Origin of the sequence: Rubrivivax sp. A210, from assembly GCF_904426505.1 — a bacterium.
Classification (GTDB): domain Bacteria; phylum Pseudomonadota; class Gammaproteobacteria; order Burkholderiales; family Burkholderiaceae_C; genus Rubrivivax.
On the sequence record NZ_CAJGBN010000023.1, the window covers coordinates 267,117 to 283,303 of the forward strand.

The following is a 16,187-nucleotide window of genomic DNA, read 5'->3' on the forward strand; positions in this document are numbered from 1 at the left end:
GTTGTGGGCCCAACCACCCCCAATGGACATCACCCAACTGCTGGCTTTTTCTGTCAAGAACAAGGCCTCCGACCTGCACCTCTCGGCCGGCCTGCCGCCGATGATCCGCGTCCACGGCGACGTGCGCCGCATCAATGTCGAGGCGCTGGACCACAAGATGGTCCACGCCATGGTCTACGACATCATGAACGACGCCCAGCGCAAGCACTATGAAGACACGCTGGAGTGCGATTTCTCGTTCGAGATCCAGGGCCTGGCGCGCTTTCGCGTCAACGCCTTCAACCAGAACCGCGGCGCCGGAGCGGTGTTCCGCACCATCCCGAGCAAGATCCTCACGCTCGAACAGCTGAACTGCCCCAAGGTGTTTGCCGAGCTCTCGCTCAAGCCGCGCGGCCTGGTGCTGGTGACCGGCCCCACCGGCAGCGGCAAGAGCACCACGCTGGCCGCCATGGTCAACCACCTCAACGAGAACGAGTACGGCCATGTGCTGACGGTGGAAGACCCGATCGAGTTCGTGCACGAGAGCAAGAAGTGCCTGGTCAACCAGCGCGAGGTGGGCCCGCACACGCTCTCCTTCAACAACGCGCTGCGCAGCGCGCTGCGCGAAGACCCCGACGCCATCCTGGTGGGCGAGCTGCGCGACCTCGAGACCATCCGGCTGGCGCTCACCGCCTCGGAGACCGGCCACCTGGTCTTCGGCACCCTGCACACCAGCAGCGCGGCCAAGACGGTGGACCGCATCGTCGACGTCTTCCCGGCGGCCGAGAAGGAGATGGTGCGCGCGATGCTGTCCGAATCGCTGGTGGCGGTGATCTCGCAGACGCTGTGCAAGCTCAAGGACGGCTCTGGGCGCGTCGCCGCGCACGAGATCATGCTGGGCACCAGCGCCATCAAGAACCTGATCCGCGAGAACAAGATCGCGCAGATGTACTCCAGCATCCAGACCGGCCAGAACCTGGGCATGCAGACGCTGGACCAGAACCTGGCCGACCTGGTGCGGCGCAATATGGTGTCGCCGCAGGAAGCGCGCTCCAAGGCCAAGATCCCCGAGAACTTCCCAGGGTAGGAAAACATCCATGGAACGCGACCAGGCATCCAAGTTCGTCAACGACCTGCTGCGGCTGATGGTCAGCCGCGCCGGCTCCGACCTCTTCCTCACGGCCGACTTCCCGCCCGCCATCAAGGTCGACGGCAAGGTCACCAAGGTCAGCCCGCAACCGCTCACGGGCCAGCACACGCTGGCGCTGGCACGCGCGGTGATGAACGACAAGCAGGGCGCCGAGTTCGAGCGCACCAAGGAGTGCAATTTCGCCATCAGCCCGCAGGGCGTGGGGCGCTTCCGCGTCAATGCCTTCATCCAGCAGGGCCAGGTGGGGCTGGTCTTCCGCACCATCCCGGCCATCCTGCCCACCATCGACGGCCTCGCCCTGCCGCCGGTGCTGAAAGAGGTCTCGCTCACCAAGCGCGGCCTGGTCATCTTCGTCGGCGCCACCGGCTCGGGCAAGAGCACCTCGCTGGCGGCCATCGTCGACCACCGCAACGAGCACACCTTCGGCCACATCATCACCATCGAAGACCCGGTGGAGTTCGTCCACCCGCACAAGAACTGCATCGTCACCCAGCGCGAACTCGGCATCGACACCGACAGCTGGGAGGCGGCGCTGAAGAACACGCTGCGCCAGGCGCCCGACGTGATCCTGATGGGCGAGATCCGCGACCGCGAGACGATGGAGCACGCGGTGGCCTTCGCCGAGACCGGCCACCTCTGCCTGGCCACGCTGCACGCCAACAGCGCCAACCAGGCGCTCGACCGCATCATCAACTTCTTCCCCGAAGAGCGCCGCCAGCAACTGCTGATGGATCTCTCGCTCAACCTCAAGGCCCTGATCAGCCAGCGCCTGATGGCGCGCGAGCAAGGCCGCGGCCGCATTGCCGCGGTCGAGATCATGCTCAACACGCCGCTGGTCAGCGACCTCGTCTTCAAGGGCGAGATCAGCGAGATCAAGGAGTTGATGAAGCGCTCGCGCGAGCTCGGCATGCAGACCTTCGACCAGAGCCTTTTCGACCTCTACGAAGCGCGCCAGATCAGCTACGAGGACGCGCTGCGCAACGCCGATTCGGTGAACGACCTGCGCCTGCAGATCAAGCTCAAGAGCGCGCGCGCGCGCAGTTCCGATCTCTCGGCGGGCACCGAGCACATGAAGGTGATGTAGCCGCCGCGGCCCTTACCATTGCGGCATGAACACCCGCAGCACTCAAGAATCCACGGGCGCGCGCCGCGTCGCCTTTCTCGGCCTCGGCGTGATGGGCCACCCCATGGCCGGCCACCTGGCGCGCGCCGGCCACCAGGTCACCGCCTACAACCGCAGCCCCGCCAAGGCGGCGGCGTGGGCGGCCGAGTACGGCGGCGCCACCGCGGCCACGCCGCGCCAGGCGGCCGCCGGCGCCAGCCTGGTGTTCGCCTGCGTCGGCAACGACGATGACCTGCGCGCCGTGACGCTGGGCGACGACGGCGCCTTTGCCGGCATGGCGCCGGACGCGGTCTTCGTCGACCACACCACGGCCTCGGCCGCAGTGGCGCGCGAGCTGCACGGCCTGGCGCGCGCACGCGGCCTGCACTTCGTCGACGCCCCGGTCTCGGGCGGCCAGGCCGGTGCCGTGAAGGGCATCCTCACCGTGATGTGCGGTGGCGACGAAGCCGCCTTCGCGGCCATGCAGCCGGTGGCGCTGGCCTATGCCAAGGCGGTCACCCGCATCGGCGACAGCGGTGCCGGGCAACTGGCCAAGATGGTCAACCAGGTCTGCATCGCCGGCCTGGTGCAGGGCCTGGCCGAGGCCATCGCCTTCGGCCAGCGCGCCGGCCTGGACATGCCGCTGGTGCTGGACGTGATCGGCAAGGGCGCGGCCCAGAGCTGGCAGATGGACAACCGCGGCAAGACCATGGTCGACGACAAGTTCGACTTCGGCTTCGCCGTCGACTGGATGCGCAAGGATCTGGGCCTCGTGATCGAAGAATCCCGCCGCAACGGCGCCCAGCTGCCGGTGACGGCACTGGTGGACCAGTTCTACGCCGAGGTCCAGGCCCTGGGCGGCCAGCGCTGGGACACCTCCAGCCTGATACGGCGCCTGAAGAAGTAGCGCGCCGCTACTTCGACGCAGCCGCCGCCGGCAGCGGTGCGCCGCGGCTCAGGTTGGCCAGTTCTTCCTCGCTCAGCGTCTCGAACACGCGCACCACCTTCTGCACGCCGGGCACCGAGCCCGCGATCTCGGCGCCACGCGCGGCCTCGCGCTCGGTGACGCGGCCCATCAGGTAGACGACGCCACGCTCGACCAGCACCTTGTAGGCATTGGCCATCACGTCCTTGGCATCGACCAGCGTGGCCTTGACCTTGGTGACGAGCAGGGTGTCATTGGCGCGCGTCGACAGGCTGGCGTTGGGGCCGACCTCGAGCTCGTTGACGACGGTGCGCACATTCTCGACGCCGGCCACGGCCTTTTCGACGCGCGCCTTTTCCTCGGCACCCGGCACCTGGCCGGTGATGAGCACGGTGCGGTTGTAGCTGGTGACGCTGATCTGGCCCAGCGTGGCGAGGTCGCGTGCGCGCGCCGAGGCCTTGAGCTCGATGCTCTGGTCCTCGACCTGGGCGCCGGTGGTGCGGCGGTCGGTGGCGAAGAGGCCGCCGCCGACAACGGCGCCGCCCACGAGCAGCGGCGCGCAGGCGCCCAGGCCCGCGGCCAGCGTGGCGCCCAGGGCCAGCGCCGCGAGGCCCCGGCCCAGGCGGTGGAGGTGCAGAGTCTTGATCACGATTCGGGGTCTCCCATCAACTGGAAATCGACCGCGTCGCACAGGCAATGCAGCGCCAACAGCTGCAGCTCGGCCACGCGGGCAGGTCTTTCGTGCGGCACGGCCACCAGCACATCGGTGTCGGCCAGCAGCTCGCCAAAGGCCGCCGCGCCGCGGCCGGCCAGCACGACGATGGTCATGTCCTTGCCTTGGGCTGCCGAAATCACCGGCGTGCTGGCGCCCTCGCCGTCGTCGATGAAGAGCAGCACGTCACCGGGCAGACCGAGCGCGCGCACCTGATGGGCCGGGTGCGGCCCCGCCAGGGCCAGCGCCGCCAGTGGCGGCCGTTCGCGCTCGAAGCGCCCGGTGAGCAGCTGGGCCAGGTAGGGCGCCAGCGCGCTGCCGGCGCCGCTGCCGCCCACCATCACCTTGCCGCCGTTGGTGAGCGCCGCCAGCAGGGCTGACGCGGCCTCGTCTATCGGCTGCGCCAGCACCTCCGCCGCGCGGTATTGCACGTCGGCACTGTCGAAGAACTGCTGCTGGATACGCTGCTCGGACATCTGCATTGATCATATGCCAGGGGTTGCCAGCCCCGACCCGCCCGACCCCGGCCGCGACGCCGCAACTGCAACAAGGCGCTGCGGGCGCGCCGTTCAGGGCGCGCCCAGTTTCATCAGCCGCGCCACCTGGGTGGCCATGTCGGCGTAGTGCAGCCGGTCGGCCGGCGCGCGGGCCTGGCGCGCGGCCGTGTGCAGGCGCCGTTCCAGCGCCGGCAGGTAGCCCCGCAGCCAGGGCATGAAGACGGTGTCGTCGCCGCTTTCGGCCAGCGCGCGGCCGGCGGTGAGCGTCAGCTCGAAGGGCAGGGCGGCGCGCGCCTCGGACTCCTCGCGCGCCCCACGCCCCTCGTCCCAGGCCTTGAGCAGATCGCGCGCCGCGTCGATGTAGCCGCGCTGCAGCGCGCGCCGCGTCGGTGTCGGGGATCGCAGGTCGGACCAAACGGCGGCGCTCACGTCCTGCCCCAGGTCCAGCGAGGAATAGGCCGCCGGGTCGCGCCGGCGCTGGCTTTCGAGCAGGGCCACATTGGGGCCGTTCATCAGGTCGGCCACCAGGCCGGCCTGCAGGCGGTCGATGGCGCGGTAGCCGCCGTAGACCGACACGCGCTCGACCACGGCCGGCCGCGCATAGGGCTCCAGCGAGGCCGCCGCCTCGCCCAGCAGGTAGCGCACGGCCTGGCGCTGCTCGGCCGCCGGCACCAGCGCCGCCAGCGGCCCTTCGGCCTGGCCCAGCGGCGGCAGCGCAGCCGCAATCAGGCGCTTGACCGACTTCAGCAGCCCCAGCTGGCGCCCCAGCAGCGTGTCGTAGGTGGCGCTGTAGAGGCGGGCATCGCCGCCGGTGGCGGCATCCAGGCGCTCGAGCGAGCGCAGCAGGTTGGCCACGCCCAGCCGCGTGGCCTCGATGCGCTCGGCGCCGACGTTCTCGGTCTGCACGCGCGGGTCGCGGCCGAAGCGGCTGACCATCTCGCCGCCTTCTTCCGAGCCCCAATAAAGGCGACGGTCGGCCGCAAAGCTGGCGGCAAAGGCCGACAGTGCGCGCCGCTCGACCGCCGGGTCGCTGCCGAAATCGCCATAACCGTAGCGGATGGCGGCATAGTCATACGGCCCAGGCGTGGCCCACAGCCGCGTCACGCCATCGCCCGGCTGGGCCACCTGGTTGAAGCGGCCGTAAGCCATGATGGAACTGTTGGGGCCTTCGCGGTTGGCAAAGCCGCGGTCGCGCAGCTGGGCCACGCTGTAGGCGGTGGAGGCGATCTGGTTGTGCGCCAACCCCAGCGTGTGGCCGACCTCGTGGGCCACGATGTAGCTGAGCAGCGCGCCCGATTTCTCGGTCGACAGCGGCAGCCGCGCCGCCTCGGGGTCGACGCCGCCGCCGAACATCGACCAGTAGTACTGGCCGAAGAAGTCGATCACCGTGGGCCAGATGTAGACGTGAGCCGCCAGCACCTCGCCCGAGCGCGGGTCGATGACGTGCGGCCCCATCGCGTTGGCGCGCGGCTCGGGCACCCAGCGGATGACGTTGATCGTCACGTCCTCGGGCCACCAGTTCGGGTCCTGCTCGGGCGTGGGCGCGTCCAGCACGCGGATGGCATTGGAAAACCCGGCGGCCTCGAACACCGGCAGCCACTGGCGTATGCCGGCCGCGATGTAGGGCCGCCAGCGTGCCGGCACGCCGGGCCCGATGTAGAAGGTGATGGGCTTGACGGGGTCGCTCACCGCCGCCTGAGGGTTGGCCTTCTCGAGCCGGAAGCGCGAAATCAGGCGCAGCTCGTCCTGCGCCGTGCCGCGGTCGGCCTCGAACTGCGTGTAGCGGGTGCTGAAGAAGCCCACGCGCGGGTCGGCCGGCCGCGAGGCCATGGGCCGCTCAGGCAGGAAGAGCCAGGAATGGCCCAGCACGATGGACAGCGGCTGCGGCCCCAGCGCCGCCTGCCCCGGCACGCTGGCCATGTAGGTGAGGTGGCTGCGGATGGCCAGGCTTTCACCGGCGACGCGCACGCGGTCGATGTAGGAGCGCGAGGGGTCCAGCGCCACCGGCACCAGGCCCGCCCCGGCCACGAAGGCACGCCCGCTCGCGGCGGCGAAATCGGTCGAGAAGGCACTGGTGAAGTCGCTCAGCAGCGTGCCTTGCGCGTTGGCGCCGAGGATGGGAAAGCTGGCGACGATGGGGCCGGTTTCCAGTGAACCCAGCGCGATGTCGATGGGCCGCGTCTTGGGGTCGTCGGGCCTGGCACCGGGCACCGCGCCCGGCGCGGCGGCCGGGCGGCGCGGCGCATCGGCATGGCCGCCGCGGCGCTGCTGCACGGTGCTGAGGTCGCGCACATGCAGCAGGTCGCCCTGGCGCTCGAGCCTGGCCAGCATGCTGCCCACGCCCAGGCCGTTGCCCGCCACCATGCCCGCGGGCACGCCCACGACCTCGGTGTACCAGAGGAAGGGCTTGCCCAGGGCGTCGGCCGGCACAGTGACCAGGATGTGGCCCTCCTTGCTGAAGGCGGTGAGCCGGCCGGCGCCGATCTGGCGCGCGCCCTCCAGTGGCGAGGCCTGTTCGGCCGCACCCGGCGCCTGCTGCGCCCCGGCCCAGGTGGCGGCCAGCAGGAAGGCCAGGCCGGCGGCGCGGTGACGAAGGGGAAACTGCATGGAAACCTCACTGAATGGCGGGCACCGGGTGCCGCCGGTAGGGGTACTGCGCGCCGCAAGCTTCAGGAGCCGCGGCAGCCGCGAGCCGGAACCCGGATTCAGGAATCCTGGGCGGGCCGCTTCTTGAAGGTGTGCAACTGGTCCTTGCGCAGCAGGTGAACGCCGAAGTACAGGCCCCCGGTTGCCGAAGGCAGCGTCATGTCGCCGGCAATGCGCACCAGCACATGCTCGGGCCCATCCTCGATCACGTCGGCACCCCGCGCCACCGCCAGCGACGGCGGCAGGAAGCCGGACGCCCGGCCACCCACCAGGTGCAGGCTGCCGACATCGGCGCGCGTGCCACTGGGGCGCAAGTCGCCGCGCGCCGCGCGCTCGACCAGCTGGCGCAGCTGCCGTGCGCCGTCTTGCAGGTCGCGCGCCATGGCCGCCATGACGGCGGGGCTGGGCGCGCCGAACTCGCCCGAGCCGTAGGTGGTGGGCAGATGCACCATGTAGCGGCCGACCCAGCCGGCGCCCTGCAGATGCGCCACAAGGGCCAGGCGGTAGCGCCCGTCGGCGCAATCCTGGACGAAGGCGAAGGGCCGCAGCTTCACGCCCGGCTTGGCCGCCGCCAGCAGCGGGCTGCCGGCCATCGCGTCGGCGACGATGCGGTAGGGGTCGAGGGCGGCCAGGCGCGCCTCGTCGGACGCCGCAGCGCTGGCATTGAACACACCGGCGATGGCCTCGGTGACGAAGGGAATCGGCACCAGCAGGCCGGCCGCGCTTTCGGTGGGCAGCAGCACGAACTGCGCATGCGGAAACGGCGCCGACTGCGCGGGCAGCTGCTCGGGCAGTCCGCGCACGAGCTCGACGCCTTGCTGCAGCGCCTGCTCGCCCGGCAGGCTGGGCTTGATCGAGATGCAGCCGGCCAGCAAGGCGACGCACACCGCCAGCGCAGCCGCCACGCGGCGGCGACGCGCCGCAGTCAAGCCAGAACCGTTGGCCTCGGCCAGCACCAATGGGACCATGCGACCTCCAAAGACTGCGGGGGTGGCGCCCTGGCGCCCAAAAGCGCGCGACTGTGCCAGCAAGAGCAGCGCCACGCAAGACGATGCCGGCCCTCCCCCCCTAGCCCGCGCCGCCGCGTTCAACCGGCGTCGAAAGCCCCGCGCAGCCACTCGATGCGGCCGTCGTCGATGGCCACCACATCGAAGCGGCAGGGCGGCGGGCTCGCCAGCTGCAACAGGTAGTGCCGGGCCGCGAAGACCACGCGCGCCTGCTTGGAGGCCCCGACGCTGGCCGCGGCACCGCCCTGGGCCGCACTGCTGCGGGCGCGCACCTCGACGAAGACCAGGGTGCCGTCGCGCTCGCGCAGGATGAGGTCGATCTCGCCACCGCGGGCGCGCGGGCCGCGGGCCACCCGATAATTGCGCTGCACCAGCGTCAGGCCGCGCTGCACCAGCCACTCCAGCGCCTGGGCCTCGGCGGCGTCGCCGCGGGCCTTGCTTCCCCCCACCGCCGCTCCCGCCGCCATACCCGACGCCACACCCGCCTTGAGCATCGACACCCTCCTGCTGCAACGCGCCGCCGCCGAGGCCACGGCCCACCAGGGCCAGCGCCCCGGCACACTCTACGTGGTTGCCACGCCCATCGGCAACCTGGCCGACCTGACACTGCGCGCCATCCATGTGCTGTCCCGCGTCGATGCCGTGGCCTGCGAGGACACGCGCGTCGCCGGCCAGCTGCTGCACCACCTGGGCCTGCACAAGCCGCTCGTGGCGCTGCACGCCCACAACGAGCACGAGGCGGCCCAGGCCGTGCTGGCGCGGCTGGGGCGTGGCGAATCGGTGGCCTATGCCAGCGACGCCGGCACGCCGGCCGTCAGCGACCCCGGCGCGGTGCTGGTGGCCGCGGCCGCCGCCGCCGGCCATCCGGTGGTGCCGCTGCCGGGTGCCAGCAGCGCGCTGGCGGCGCTCAGCGCCGCCGGTGACGTGGGCGGTGGTGGCTTCTGCTTCACGGGCTTCCTGCCCGCCAAGGGCGCCGAGCGCGCGGCAGCGCTGGCCGCGCTGCTGGCCGACCGCCGCACCCAGATCGTCTTCGAGGCGCCGCACCGCATCGCCGCGCTGCTGGCGGCGCTGGCCGAAGCCGCGCCGGCCCGCCGCGTCACGCTGTGCCGCGAGCTGACCAAGCAGTTCGAGACCATCGTCAGCCACGCTGCCGCCGCGCTGCCGGCCTGGCTGGCCGAGGATGCCCACCGCGGGCGCGGCGAATTCGTGCTGGTGCTGCACGCGCTGCCGGCGCCGGCCGCGGCGGCGGATGACGAACTGCCCGCCAGCGCGCTGCACACGCTGCGCGTGCTGATGCGCGAGCTGCCGCTCAAGCAGGCGGTGGCGCTGGCCGCCGAGCTGAGCGGCACACCGCGCAACGCGCTTTATGCGCGGGCGCTGGCCGAACGGGGCGATGGCTGAGGCAGAACCCGCCGCGCGGCGCGGCCTGCGCGAACGCGCGGCAGGCCTGCCGCCGGTGCTGCGCGGCCTGCTGTGGTCGGGCGCGAGCGGCCTGCTGTTCTGCATGCTCAACGCGCTGCTGCGCGGCCTGACGCAGCAGCTCGACCCCATGCAGACGCAGTTCCTGCGCTACGTGTTCGGCTTTCTGGTGATGCTGCCGCTGATCCTGCGTCACGGTGGCGCCGCCTACTGGCCACAGCAAATGGGCGGGCAATTCCTGCGCGGCGCGACGCACACCCTGGGCCTGGTGCTGTGGTTCCTGGCGCTGCCGCACATTCCGCTGGCCGACACCACGGCCATCGGCTTCACCGGGCCGCTGTTCATCATGATGGGCGCCTGGCTCTTCTTGAAAGAGCCGATGCGCTGGGAGCGCTGGCTGGCCACGGCCCTGGGCTTTGCCGGCGTGATGATCGTCGTCGGCCCCAAGCTCTCGGGCAGCGGCGGCTGGCATCACCTGCTGATGCTGGCCTCGGCGCCGGTGTTCGCCGCCTCCTTCCTGCTCACCAAGGCGCTCACGCGCACCGAGAGCGCCGGCGTCATCGTCGTCTGGCAGGCCATCTCGGTGTCGCTGTTCAGCCTGCCGGCGGCCCTCTGGGCCTGGCAGTGGCCGGGCGCGGCGCAGTGGTTCGCCTTCCTGGTCTGCGGCCTGCTGGGCAGCGGCGGGCACTACTGCCTCACGCGCTCCTTCCTCATCGCCGACATCTCGAGCACGCAGTCGGTGAAGTTCCTCGACCTCGTCTGGTCGGCCGCGCTGGGCTGGATCGTCTTTTCCGACCTGCCGACCCAGACCACGCTGCTGGGCGGCGCGGTGATCAGCGCCGCCACACTGTGGGTGGCGCGGCGCGAGCAGCGCAGCCGCACCAGCGGGTGACAGGGGATAAGAAGCCCACTCCTACAATGATTTCATCGCCCTGCACCTGCACGGCATGACGAGAGGCCTGCCGATGATCACCCGCGAACCGACGCTCGAACGCCTGGCCATCGCCCAGTCGCTGATGCTCGAACCTTTCGGCCTGTCCGAGGCGACGCTGGCGCGGGCCCTGGCCGCCATCGCCGAGCACCGCATCGACGACGCCGACCTCTACTTCCAGACCACCCGCCACGAGGGCTGGAGCCTGGAAGAAGGCATCGTCAAGAGTGGCAGCTTCAGCATCGACCAGGGCGTGGGCGTGCGCGCCGTGGCCGGCGAGAAGACCGCCTTCGCCTACAGCGACGACCTGGGCGAGGAGGCGCTGATGGACGCTGCCCGCACCGTGCGCGCCATCGCCGCCGCCGGCCAGGACAAGCGCGTCAAGCTGGCGCGCAAGCCGCGCATCGCCACCAGCCGCGTGCTCTATGCGCCCACCGACCCCATCGCCACGCTGGACAGTGCGCAGAAGGTGGCGCTGCTCGAAAAGGTGGAGAAGCTGGCACGCGCGAAAGACCCGCGCATCGCCCAGGTGATGGCCAGCGTGGGCGCCGAGTACGACGTGGTGCTGATCGCCCGCGCCGACGGCACGCGCGCCGCCGACGTGCGGCCGCTGGTGCGCCTGAACGTCACCGTGATTGCCGAGCAGACCATCGCCGGCGAGGTGCGCCGCGAGGTCGGCAGCGGCGGCGGCGGTGGCCGCTTCGGCCTCGGCTACTTCACCGACGAGGTGATCGCCAGCTATGTGGACCACGCCGTCACCGCGGCCCTCACCAACCTGGAAAGCCGCGCCGTCGCCGCCGGCCAGATGACCGTGGTGCTGGGCCCGGGCTGGCCCGGCGTGCTGCTGCACGAGGCCGTGGGCCATGGCCTGGAGGGCGACTTCAACCGCAAGGGCAGCAGCACCTTCGCCGGCCGCATCGGCCAGCGCGTGGCCGCCAAGGGCGTGACCGTGCTCGACGACGGCACACTGGCCGACCGCCGCGGCAGCCTCAATGTCGACGACGAGGGCCACGCCACCCAGCGCAATGTGCTGATCGAGGACGGCATCCTGCGCGGCTACATGCAGGACAGCCTCAACGCGCGCCTGTCGGGCGTCAAGCCCACCGGCAACGGCCGCCGCGAGAGCTATGCCCACTTGCCGATGCCGCGCATGACCAACACCTACATGCTGGCCGGCACGCGCAGCAAGGAAGAGATCGTCGCCAGCATCAAGAAGGGCCTCTACGCCACCAACTTCGGCGGCGGCCAGGTCGACATCACCAGCGGCAAGTTCGTGTTCTCGGCCAGCGAGGCCTTCTGGGTCGAGAACGGCAAGATCCTCTACCCGGTGAAAGGCGCCACGCTGATCGGCAACGGCCCCGAGGCCATGAACCGCGTCAGCATGATCGGCAACGACCTGCAGCTCGACACCGGCGTCGGCGTCTGCGGCAAGGAAGGCCAGAGCGTGCCGGTGGGCGTGGGCCAGCCCACCTTGCGCATCGACCGTCTCACCGTCGGCGGCACCGCTTGAAGGCGCGCTGAACCGTGGCCACGGTCGAACTGCAGGACATCGAAGCCGCCGCGGCGCGGCTGGCCGGCCAGGTGCTGGACACGCCCTGCGTCGAGAGCCGCACGCTGGGCCAGATCGTCGGCTGCCGCGTCTTCCTGAAGTTCGAGAACCTGCAGTTCACGGCCAGCTTCAAGGAGCGCGGCGCGCTCAACAAGCTGGCGCTGATGCGCGAGCGCGGCGCCACCATCAAGGGCGTGATCGCCGCCAGCGCCGGCAACCATGCCCAGGGCGTGGCCCACCACGCCCAGCGCCTGGGCCTGCGCGCGGTGATCGTGATGCCCCAGCACACGCCCACCGTGAAGATCGAGCGCACGCTGGGCTTCGGCGCCGAGGTCGTGCTGCACGGCGACACCTTCGACCAGGCGCGCGACCGCGCGCTGCAACTCGCCGCCGAGGAGCAACTGAGCTTCATCCACCCCTTCGACGACGCCGAGGTCATCGCCGGTCAGGGCACGATAGGCCTGGAGATGCTGCGCGCCCAGCCCGATCTCGACACCCTCGTCGTCGCGGTCGGCGGCGGCGGCCTCATCAGCGGCATCGCCACCGCGGCGCGCTCGCTCGCGCCCGCCATCCAGATCATCGGCGTGCAGGCCAGCCGCTTCCCGGCCATGGTCAACGCCGTCAAGGGCACGAGCCACGCCCAGGGCCTGTCGACCATCGCCGAGGGCATCGCCGTCGGCCAGCCGGGGCAGCTGACGCAGGCGCTGATCCGCGAGCGGGTGGACGACCTGGTGCTGGTGGACGAAGGCGACATCGAGCAGGCCATCGTGATGCTGCTGGAGATCGAGAAGACCCTGGTCGAGGGCGCCGGTGCGGCCGGCCTGGCGGCGCTGCTGAAGGACCCGGCGCGCTTTGCCGGGCGCAAGGTGGGCCTGGTGCTGTGCGGCGGCAACATCGACCCCCTGCTGCTGGCCGCCATCCTCGAGCGCGGCATGGTGCGCGCCGGCCGGCTGGCGCGCATCCGCGTCAATGCGCGCGACACCCCCGGCGTGCTGGCGCGCATCACCGGCGTCGTCGCCGAGGCCGGCGCCAACATCGACGAGGTGCACCACCAGCGCGCCTTCTCCACGCTGTCGGCGCAGAGCGTCGAGGTCGAGCTGGTGCTGCAGACGCGCAACCGCGAACACGCCCACGAGGTGGTGGCGCGGCTGCAGGTGGCGGGCTTCGCGGCCACGCCTTACTGAAAAGAAATGCGCGCCGGCGCAGCCGGCGCGACCGTTTTGACCCTGATCCGGGAGATCCGCATGCAAGCCATCCGACGCATCCTGAGCCATGCCCTGTACGCCACCGCCCTCGCGCTGCCTTTGGCCGGCGGCGCGCAAGCCGCCGACGCCCAGCGCTGGGACTTGCGCGACCTTTACGCCACGCCGGCCGACTGGGACAGCGCCTACGCCGCCCTGCGCCAGCGCACCGAGACGCTGGACGCCCTGAAGACCACGCTGCCCACCAGCAGTGCGGCCATGGCCGAGGCGATGGCCGCGATCAGCGACGCGCAGCGCACGCTGGGCCGGCTCTACGTCTATGCCAGCCTCAAGGCCGACGAAGACCTGCGCGAACCGCGGGCGCAAGAACGCAAGCAGCAGGCGGCCCAGCTCTTCGGCCTCTTCAGCGAGAAGACCTCGTGGCTGACGCCGGCCATCCAGGCCCTGGGCCCCGAGCGCGCACGGGCCTTCGTCGCCGCCGAGCCGGTGCTGAAGGCACGCTTCGACCTCGCCATCGAGGACGCGCTGCGCAACCTGCCGCACACGCTGTCGCCCGAGGGCGAGGCGCTGCTGGCCGCGACCCGCGTCGTGCTGGGCCAGCCCGGCAGTGTCTTCGAGGTGCTGTCCGACGCCGAGCTGCCGCGCCCCACCATCAAGCTCGCCGACGGCCGCGCGGTCACGCTCAGCACCGACGCCTACGAAAAGCACCGCCAGTCGGCCGTGCGCGCCGACCGCAAGAAGGTCTTCGACGGCTTCTTCGGCGCCCTCAAGAAGGCCGAGGGCACCTTCGGCGCCAACATGACGACGCAGGTGCTGGGCGATGTGTTCACGGCACGCTCGCGCCGCTTCAAGGGCACGCTGGAGGCGGCGCTGTTCGCCGACAACATGCCGCCGGCGGTCTACCGCACCCTGGTCGAGCAGGCCCACGCCGGCCTGCCCACGCTGCACCGCTACCTGCGCCTGCGCCAGAAGATGCTGGGCATCCAGGGCCCGCTGGCTTACTACGACAACTACCCGCCCATGGTGCTGCCGCCCAAGGGCCTGGTGTTCGATGTCGAGCGCTCCAAGGCCATCACGCTGCAGGCGCTGGCGCCCATGGGCGACGAATACCTGGGCCTGCTCAAGCGCGGCTTTGCCGCCACCTGGACGGACAGCCATCCGCGCCCGGGCAAGGCTTCGGGCGCCTACATGGCCGGCTATGCCTACGATGTGCATCCCTACGTGCTGCTCAACCACAGCGACGATTTCCAGTCGCTGTCGACGCTGGCCCACGAGTGGGGCCATGCGGTACACACCATGCTGTCCAAGGCCAACCAGCCCTTCGACAAGGCCGACTACTCGACCTTCATCGCCGAGTCGGCCTCCATCGCCAACGAGATGCTGCTCAGCGACTACATGGTCGAGAAGGCGGCCACGCGCGAGGAGAAGCTCTACTACCTGACGCAGGCGCTGGAATCCATCCGCACCACCTTCTTCCGCCAGGTGATGTTCGCTGAGTTCCAGCTGGCCATCCACGAAGAGGTCGAGCAGGGCCGGCCGCTGTCGGGCGCGCGCCTGTCCGATCTGTACTGCGGCCTGGCCAAGCGCTTTTACGGCGAGGCCGAGGGCGTGATGAAGATAGACCCGGCCTACTGCGTTGAATGGGCCTATATCGGCCACTTCTACAACGGCTACTACGTCTGGCAGTACGCCACGTCCATGGTCGGCGCGGCCGAGTTCAGCAGCGCCATCCGCAGCCAGGGTGCGCCGGCGCGCGAGCGCTTCGTCAACCTGCTCAAGGCCGGCGGCTCGGACTACGCCTACCCGCTGTACGTGAAGGCGGGCGTCGACCTCGCCACCGCCGCGCCCTACCAGGCGCTGATGGCGCGCATGAACCGCCTGCTCGATGAATTCGAGCGCCTGGCAGCCACGCCGCGGCGCTAAGCCGCACCCCTGGTTCGCGGGGGGCGAAGGCCCCTAGATGTATTTGGCAGGCATGATCGCCCCTCACTCATTGGAGTAACTCGCGCATCTGGGCCCGGGTTCGCAGTTTGTATCCCGGAGTTCACATGTCACGCATCCTTGCCACCCTGGCCCTCGGCCTGCTGCCCCTGGCGGCCCAAGCCGTCGTGGCCGAGCCGCCGCTGCAAACGGTCGTCCTCGATTTCGAATCGAACTGGGGCGACCTGGCACCCAATACCTTCGTGCAGATCAATTCGCTGGCGCAGTCTCCCGGCGGCCTGCGCTGGGGCAATGCCTGGTTCGGCCAGACCACGGTGCCGCAGCAGGGCAGCAACAACGAGCTGCGCCTGGGCGCCGGCAGCTTCACGGTCGACAACAACGGCCAGGGCTTCTATCTCGACAGCGTCGACTTCCGCAAGCTCCAGAACGGCGGCAACATCAGGTTCATCATGGTCGCCACCACCATGGCCGGCGTCACGACCAACTTCGATATGCGGGTCGTCGGCGCACCCGATGTCGTGCTGCCGCCGCTGGCCTTCACCACCTTCACCGGCACCGCCGCCCTGGGCCCGCTGCGCAGCTTCAGCTTCGGCGCCTTCAGCGGCGACGAGTTCGGCAGCGACCGCAATCTCTTCGTGATGGACAACCTGCACTTGCGCGTGGAAGTGGCGGCCTCGCCCGTGCCCGAACCCGAAGTGGCCTCGATGATGGGCCTGGGCCTGGGCATCGTCGCCCTGGCGGCACGCCGCCGCCGCAGCGCCGCCAAGGCCTGAGGCGCTAGCCCGGGCCGTAGCGCCGGCGCAGGCGCGGGGCCTGGAACACCACCGCCGTGGCGGCGGTAAACAGCGCCACGGCCGAGAGGATCATCACCAGCCGCAGCCAGGGCTGGCCCAGCGCCAGGCGCTCCTGCGCCAGCAGCGCTGCGGTCCAGGCCCACTCGCCGGCGCCTAGCAGCAGCGCCCCCTGCTCCAGCCGCGCCACCCAGGCGCGGCGCAGGCCCAGCAGGGCCAGCAGCAGCACGCAGGCCCACAGCAGCGCCGAACCGGCGCGGTAGAAATGCGCCGCCAGCGTGGCCAGGGCCAGCGCGGGTGCAAGCAGCAGCAGGGCGGTCTTCACGGGCGGCCAGC

15 protein-coding genes are annotated in these 16,187 nt (G+C 70.8%); 9 read left to right on the plus strand and 6 right to left on the minus strand.

What is annotated here, in order from left to right; genetic code table 11:
- Positions 1-22 precede the first annotated feature (22 nt).
- Genes JMV16_RS14820 through JMV16_RS14830 form a run of 3 tightly spaced genes read left to right on the plus strand, consistent with a single transcriptional unit; the run spans position 23 to position 3,138 of the window.
- Positions 23-1,066 (plus strand): type IV pilus twitching motility protein PilT, encoded by a 1,044-nt coding sequence (locus JMV16_RS14820; protein WP_201495057.1) that lies wholly within the window; start codon positions 23-25, stop codon positions 1,064-1,066.
- A 10-nt stretch (positions 1,067-1,076) separates the two neighbouring features.
- Positions 1,077-2,213, plus strand: a complete 1,137-nt coding sequence (locus JMV16_RS14825) for a PilT/PilU family type 4a pilus ATPase (protein WP_201495058.1) — start codon at positions 1,077-1,079, stop codon at positions 2,211-2,213.
- A gap of 25 nt (positions 2,214-2,238) precedes the next feature.
- Positions 2,239-3,138: an NAD(P)-dependent oxidoreductase gene (locus JMV16_RS14830; RefSeq protein ID WP_201495059.1), complete on the plus strand. Its 900-nt coding sequence runs from the start codon at positions 2,239-2,241 to the stop codon at positions 3,136-3,138.
- A 7-nt stretch (positions 3,139-3,145) separates the two neighbouring features.
- On the opposite strand, the gene JMV16_RS14835 is transcribed toward JMV16_RS14830, so the two are convergent.
- The 5 genes from JMV16_RS14835 to JMV16_RS14855 all read right to left on the minus strand — a co-directional run bounded on the left by JMV16_RS14835 (position 3,146) and on the right by JMV16_RS14855 (position 8,512).
- Positions 3,146-3,805: a BON domain-containing protein gene (locus JMV16_RS14835; protein WP_411565034.1), complete on the minus strand. Its 660-nt coding sequence runs from the start codon at positions 3,803-3,805 to the stop codon at positions 3,146-3,148.
- A complete protein-coding gene (locus JMV16_RS14840; protein ID WP_201495060.1) occupies positions 3,802-4,344 on the minus strand; it encodes an SIS domain-containing protein in 543 nt (180 codons plus the stop codon). Before JMV16_RS14840 ends, JMV16_RS14835 begins: the two co-directional genes overlap by 4 nt.
- 93 nt (positions 4,345-4,437) lie before the next feature.
- On the minus strand, positions 4,438-6,972 hold the full coding sequence (locus JMV16_RS14845; protein WP_201495061.1) for a zinc-dependent metalloprotease: 2,535 nt from the start codon (positions 6,970-6,972) through the stop codon (positions 4,438-4,440).
- A 98-nt stretch (positions 6,973-7,070) separates the two neighbouring features.
- Positions 7,071-7,979, minus strand: coding sequence for a hypothetical protein (locus tag JMV16_RS14850; RefSeq protein ID WP_201495062.1), 909 nt, complete (start codon positions 7,977-7,979; stop codon positions 7,071-7,073).
- A gap of 119 nt (positions 7,980-8,098) precedes the next feature.
- Complete coding sequence (locus JMV16_RS14855; RefSeq protein ID WP_411565035.1) at positions 8,099-8,512, minus strand: YraN family protein; 414 nt, start codon at positions 8,510-8,512, stop codon at positions 8,099-8,101.
- Between JMV16_RS14855 and rsmI the strand changes: the two genes are divergently transcribed.
- The 6 genes from rsmI to JMV16_RS14885 all read left to right on the plus strand — a co-directional run bounded on the left by rsmI (position 8,505) and on the right by JMV16_RS14885 (position 15,833).
- Positions 8,505-9,419 carry a 16S rRNA (cytidine(1402)-2'-O)-methyltransferase gene (gene rsmI, locus JMV16_RS14860; protein WP_201495063.1) on the plus strand — a complete coding sequence of 305 codons (915 nt, stop codon included), beginning with the start codon at positions 8,505-8,507 and terminating at the stop codon, positions 9,417-9,419. The two genes, JMV16_RS14855 and rsmI, sit on opposite strands and share 8 nt — an antisense overlap.
- Positions 9,412-10,329, plus strand: coding sequence for a DMT family transporter (locus JMV16_RS14865; protein WP_201495064.1), 918 nt, complete (start codon positions 9,412-9,414; stop codon positions 10,327-10,329). Before rsmI ends, JMV16_RS14865 begins: the two co-directional genes overlap by 8 nt.
- Before the next feature lie 73 nt (positions 10,330-10,402).
- Entirely contained in the window at positions 10,403-11,878 is a 1,476-nt protein-coding gene (gene tldD / locus JMV16_RS14870) for a metalloprotease TldD (protein ID WP_201495065.1), read from the plus strand.
- Positions 11,879-11,892: 14 nt separating this feature from the next.
- Positions 11,893-13,101 (plus strand): threonine ammonia-lyase, encoded by a 1,209-nt coding sequence (locus JMV16_RS14875; RefSeq protein WP_201495066.1) that lies wholly within the window; start codon positions 11,893-11,895, stop codon positions 13,099-13,101.
- 60 nt (positions 13,102-13,161) lie between these two features.
- Positions 13,162-15,042, plus strand: coding sequence for a M3 family oligoendopeptidase (locus JMV16_RS14880; RefSeq protein WP_201495067.1), 1,881 nt, complete (start codon positions 13,162-13,164; stop codon positions 15,040-15,042).
- 125 nt (positions 15,043-15,167) lie between these two features.
- Positions 15,168-15,833, plus strand: a complete 666-nt coding sequence (locus JMV16_RS14885; protein WP_201495068.1) for a PEP-CTERM sorting domain-containing protein — start codon at positions 15,168-15,170, stop codon at positions 15,831-15,833.
- A gap of 4 nt (positions 15,834-15,837) precedes the next feature.
- Here JMV16_RS14885 and JMV16_RS14890 read toward each other — a convergent pair whose 3' ends face one another.
- Entirely contained in the window at positions 15,838-16,176 is a 339-nt protein-coding gene (locus JMV16_RS14890) for a hypothetical protein (protein ID WP_201495069.1), read from the minus strand.
- Positions 16,177-16,187 lie beyond the last annotated feature (11 nt).

Excerpts from the sequence above, each read along its gene's own strand:
- JMV16_RS14850 (WP_201495062.1), bottom strand. The coding sequence starts at position 7,979 with ATGGTCCCATTGGTGCTGGCCGAGGCCAACGGTTCTGGCTTGACTGCG.
- JMV16_RS14855 (WP_411565035.1), bottom strand. The coding sequence starts at position 8,512 with ATGCTCAAGGCGGGTGTGGCGTCGGGTATGGCGGCGGGAGCGGCGGTG.
- tldD (WP_201495065.1), top strand. The coding sequence starts at position 10,403 with ATGATCACCCGCGAACCGACGCTCGAACGCCTGGCCATCGCCCAGTCG.
- JMV16_RS14865 (WP_201495064.1), top strand. The coding sequence starts at position 9,412 with ATGGCTGAGGCAGAACCCGCCGCGCGGCGCGGCCTGCGCGAACGCGCG.
- JMV16_RS14830 (WP_201495059.1), top strand. The coding sequence starts at position 2,239 with ATGAACACCCGCAGCACTCAAGAATCCACGGGCGCGCGCCGCGTCGCC.
- JMV16_RS14880 (WP_201495067.1), top strand. The coding sequence starts at position 13,162 with ATGCAAGCCATCCGACGCATCCTGAGCCATGCCCTGTACGCCACCGCC.
- JMV16_RS14840 (WP_201495060.1), bottom strand. The coding sequence starts at position 4,344 with ATGTCCGAGCAGCGTATCCAGCAGCAGTTCTTCGACAGTGCCGACGTG.
- JMV16_RS14845 (WP_201495061.1), bottom strand. The coding sequence starts at position 6,972 with ATGCAGTTTCCCCTTCGTCACCGCGCCGCCGGCCTGGCCTTCCTGCTG.
- JMV16_RS14820 (WP_201495057.1), top strand. The coding sequence starts at position 23 with ATGGACATCACCCAACTGCTGGCTTTTTCTGTCAAGAACAAGGCCTCC.
- JMV16_RS14885 (WP_201495068.1), top strand. The coding sequence starts at position 15,168 with ATGTCACGCATCCTTGCCACCCTGGCCCTCGGCCTGCTGCCCCTGGCG.
- JMV16_RS14825 (WP_201495058.1), top strand. The coding sequence starts at position 1,077 with ATGGAACGCGACCAGGCATCCAAGTTCGTCAACGACCTGCTGCGGCTG.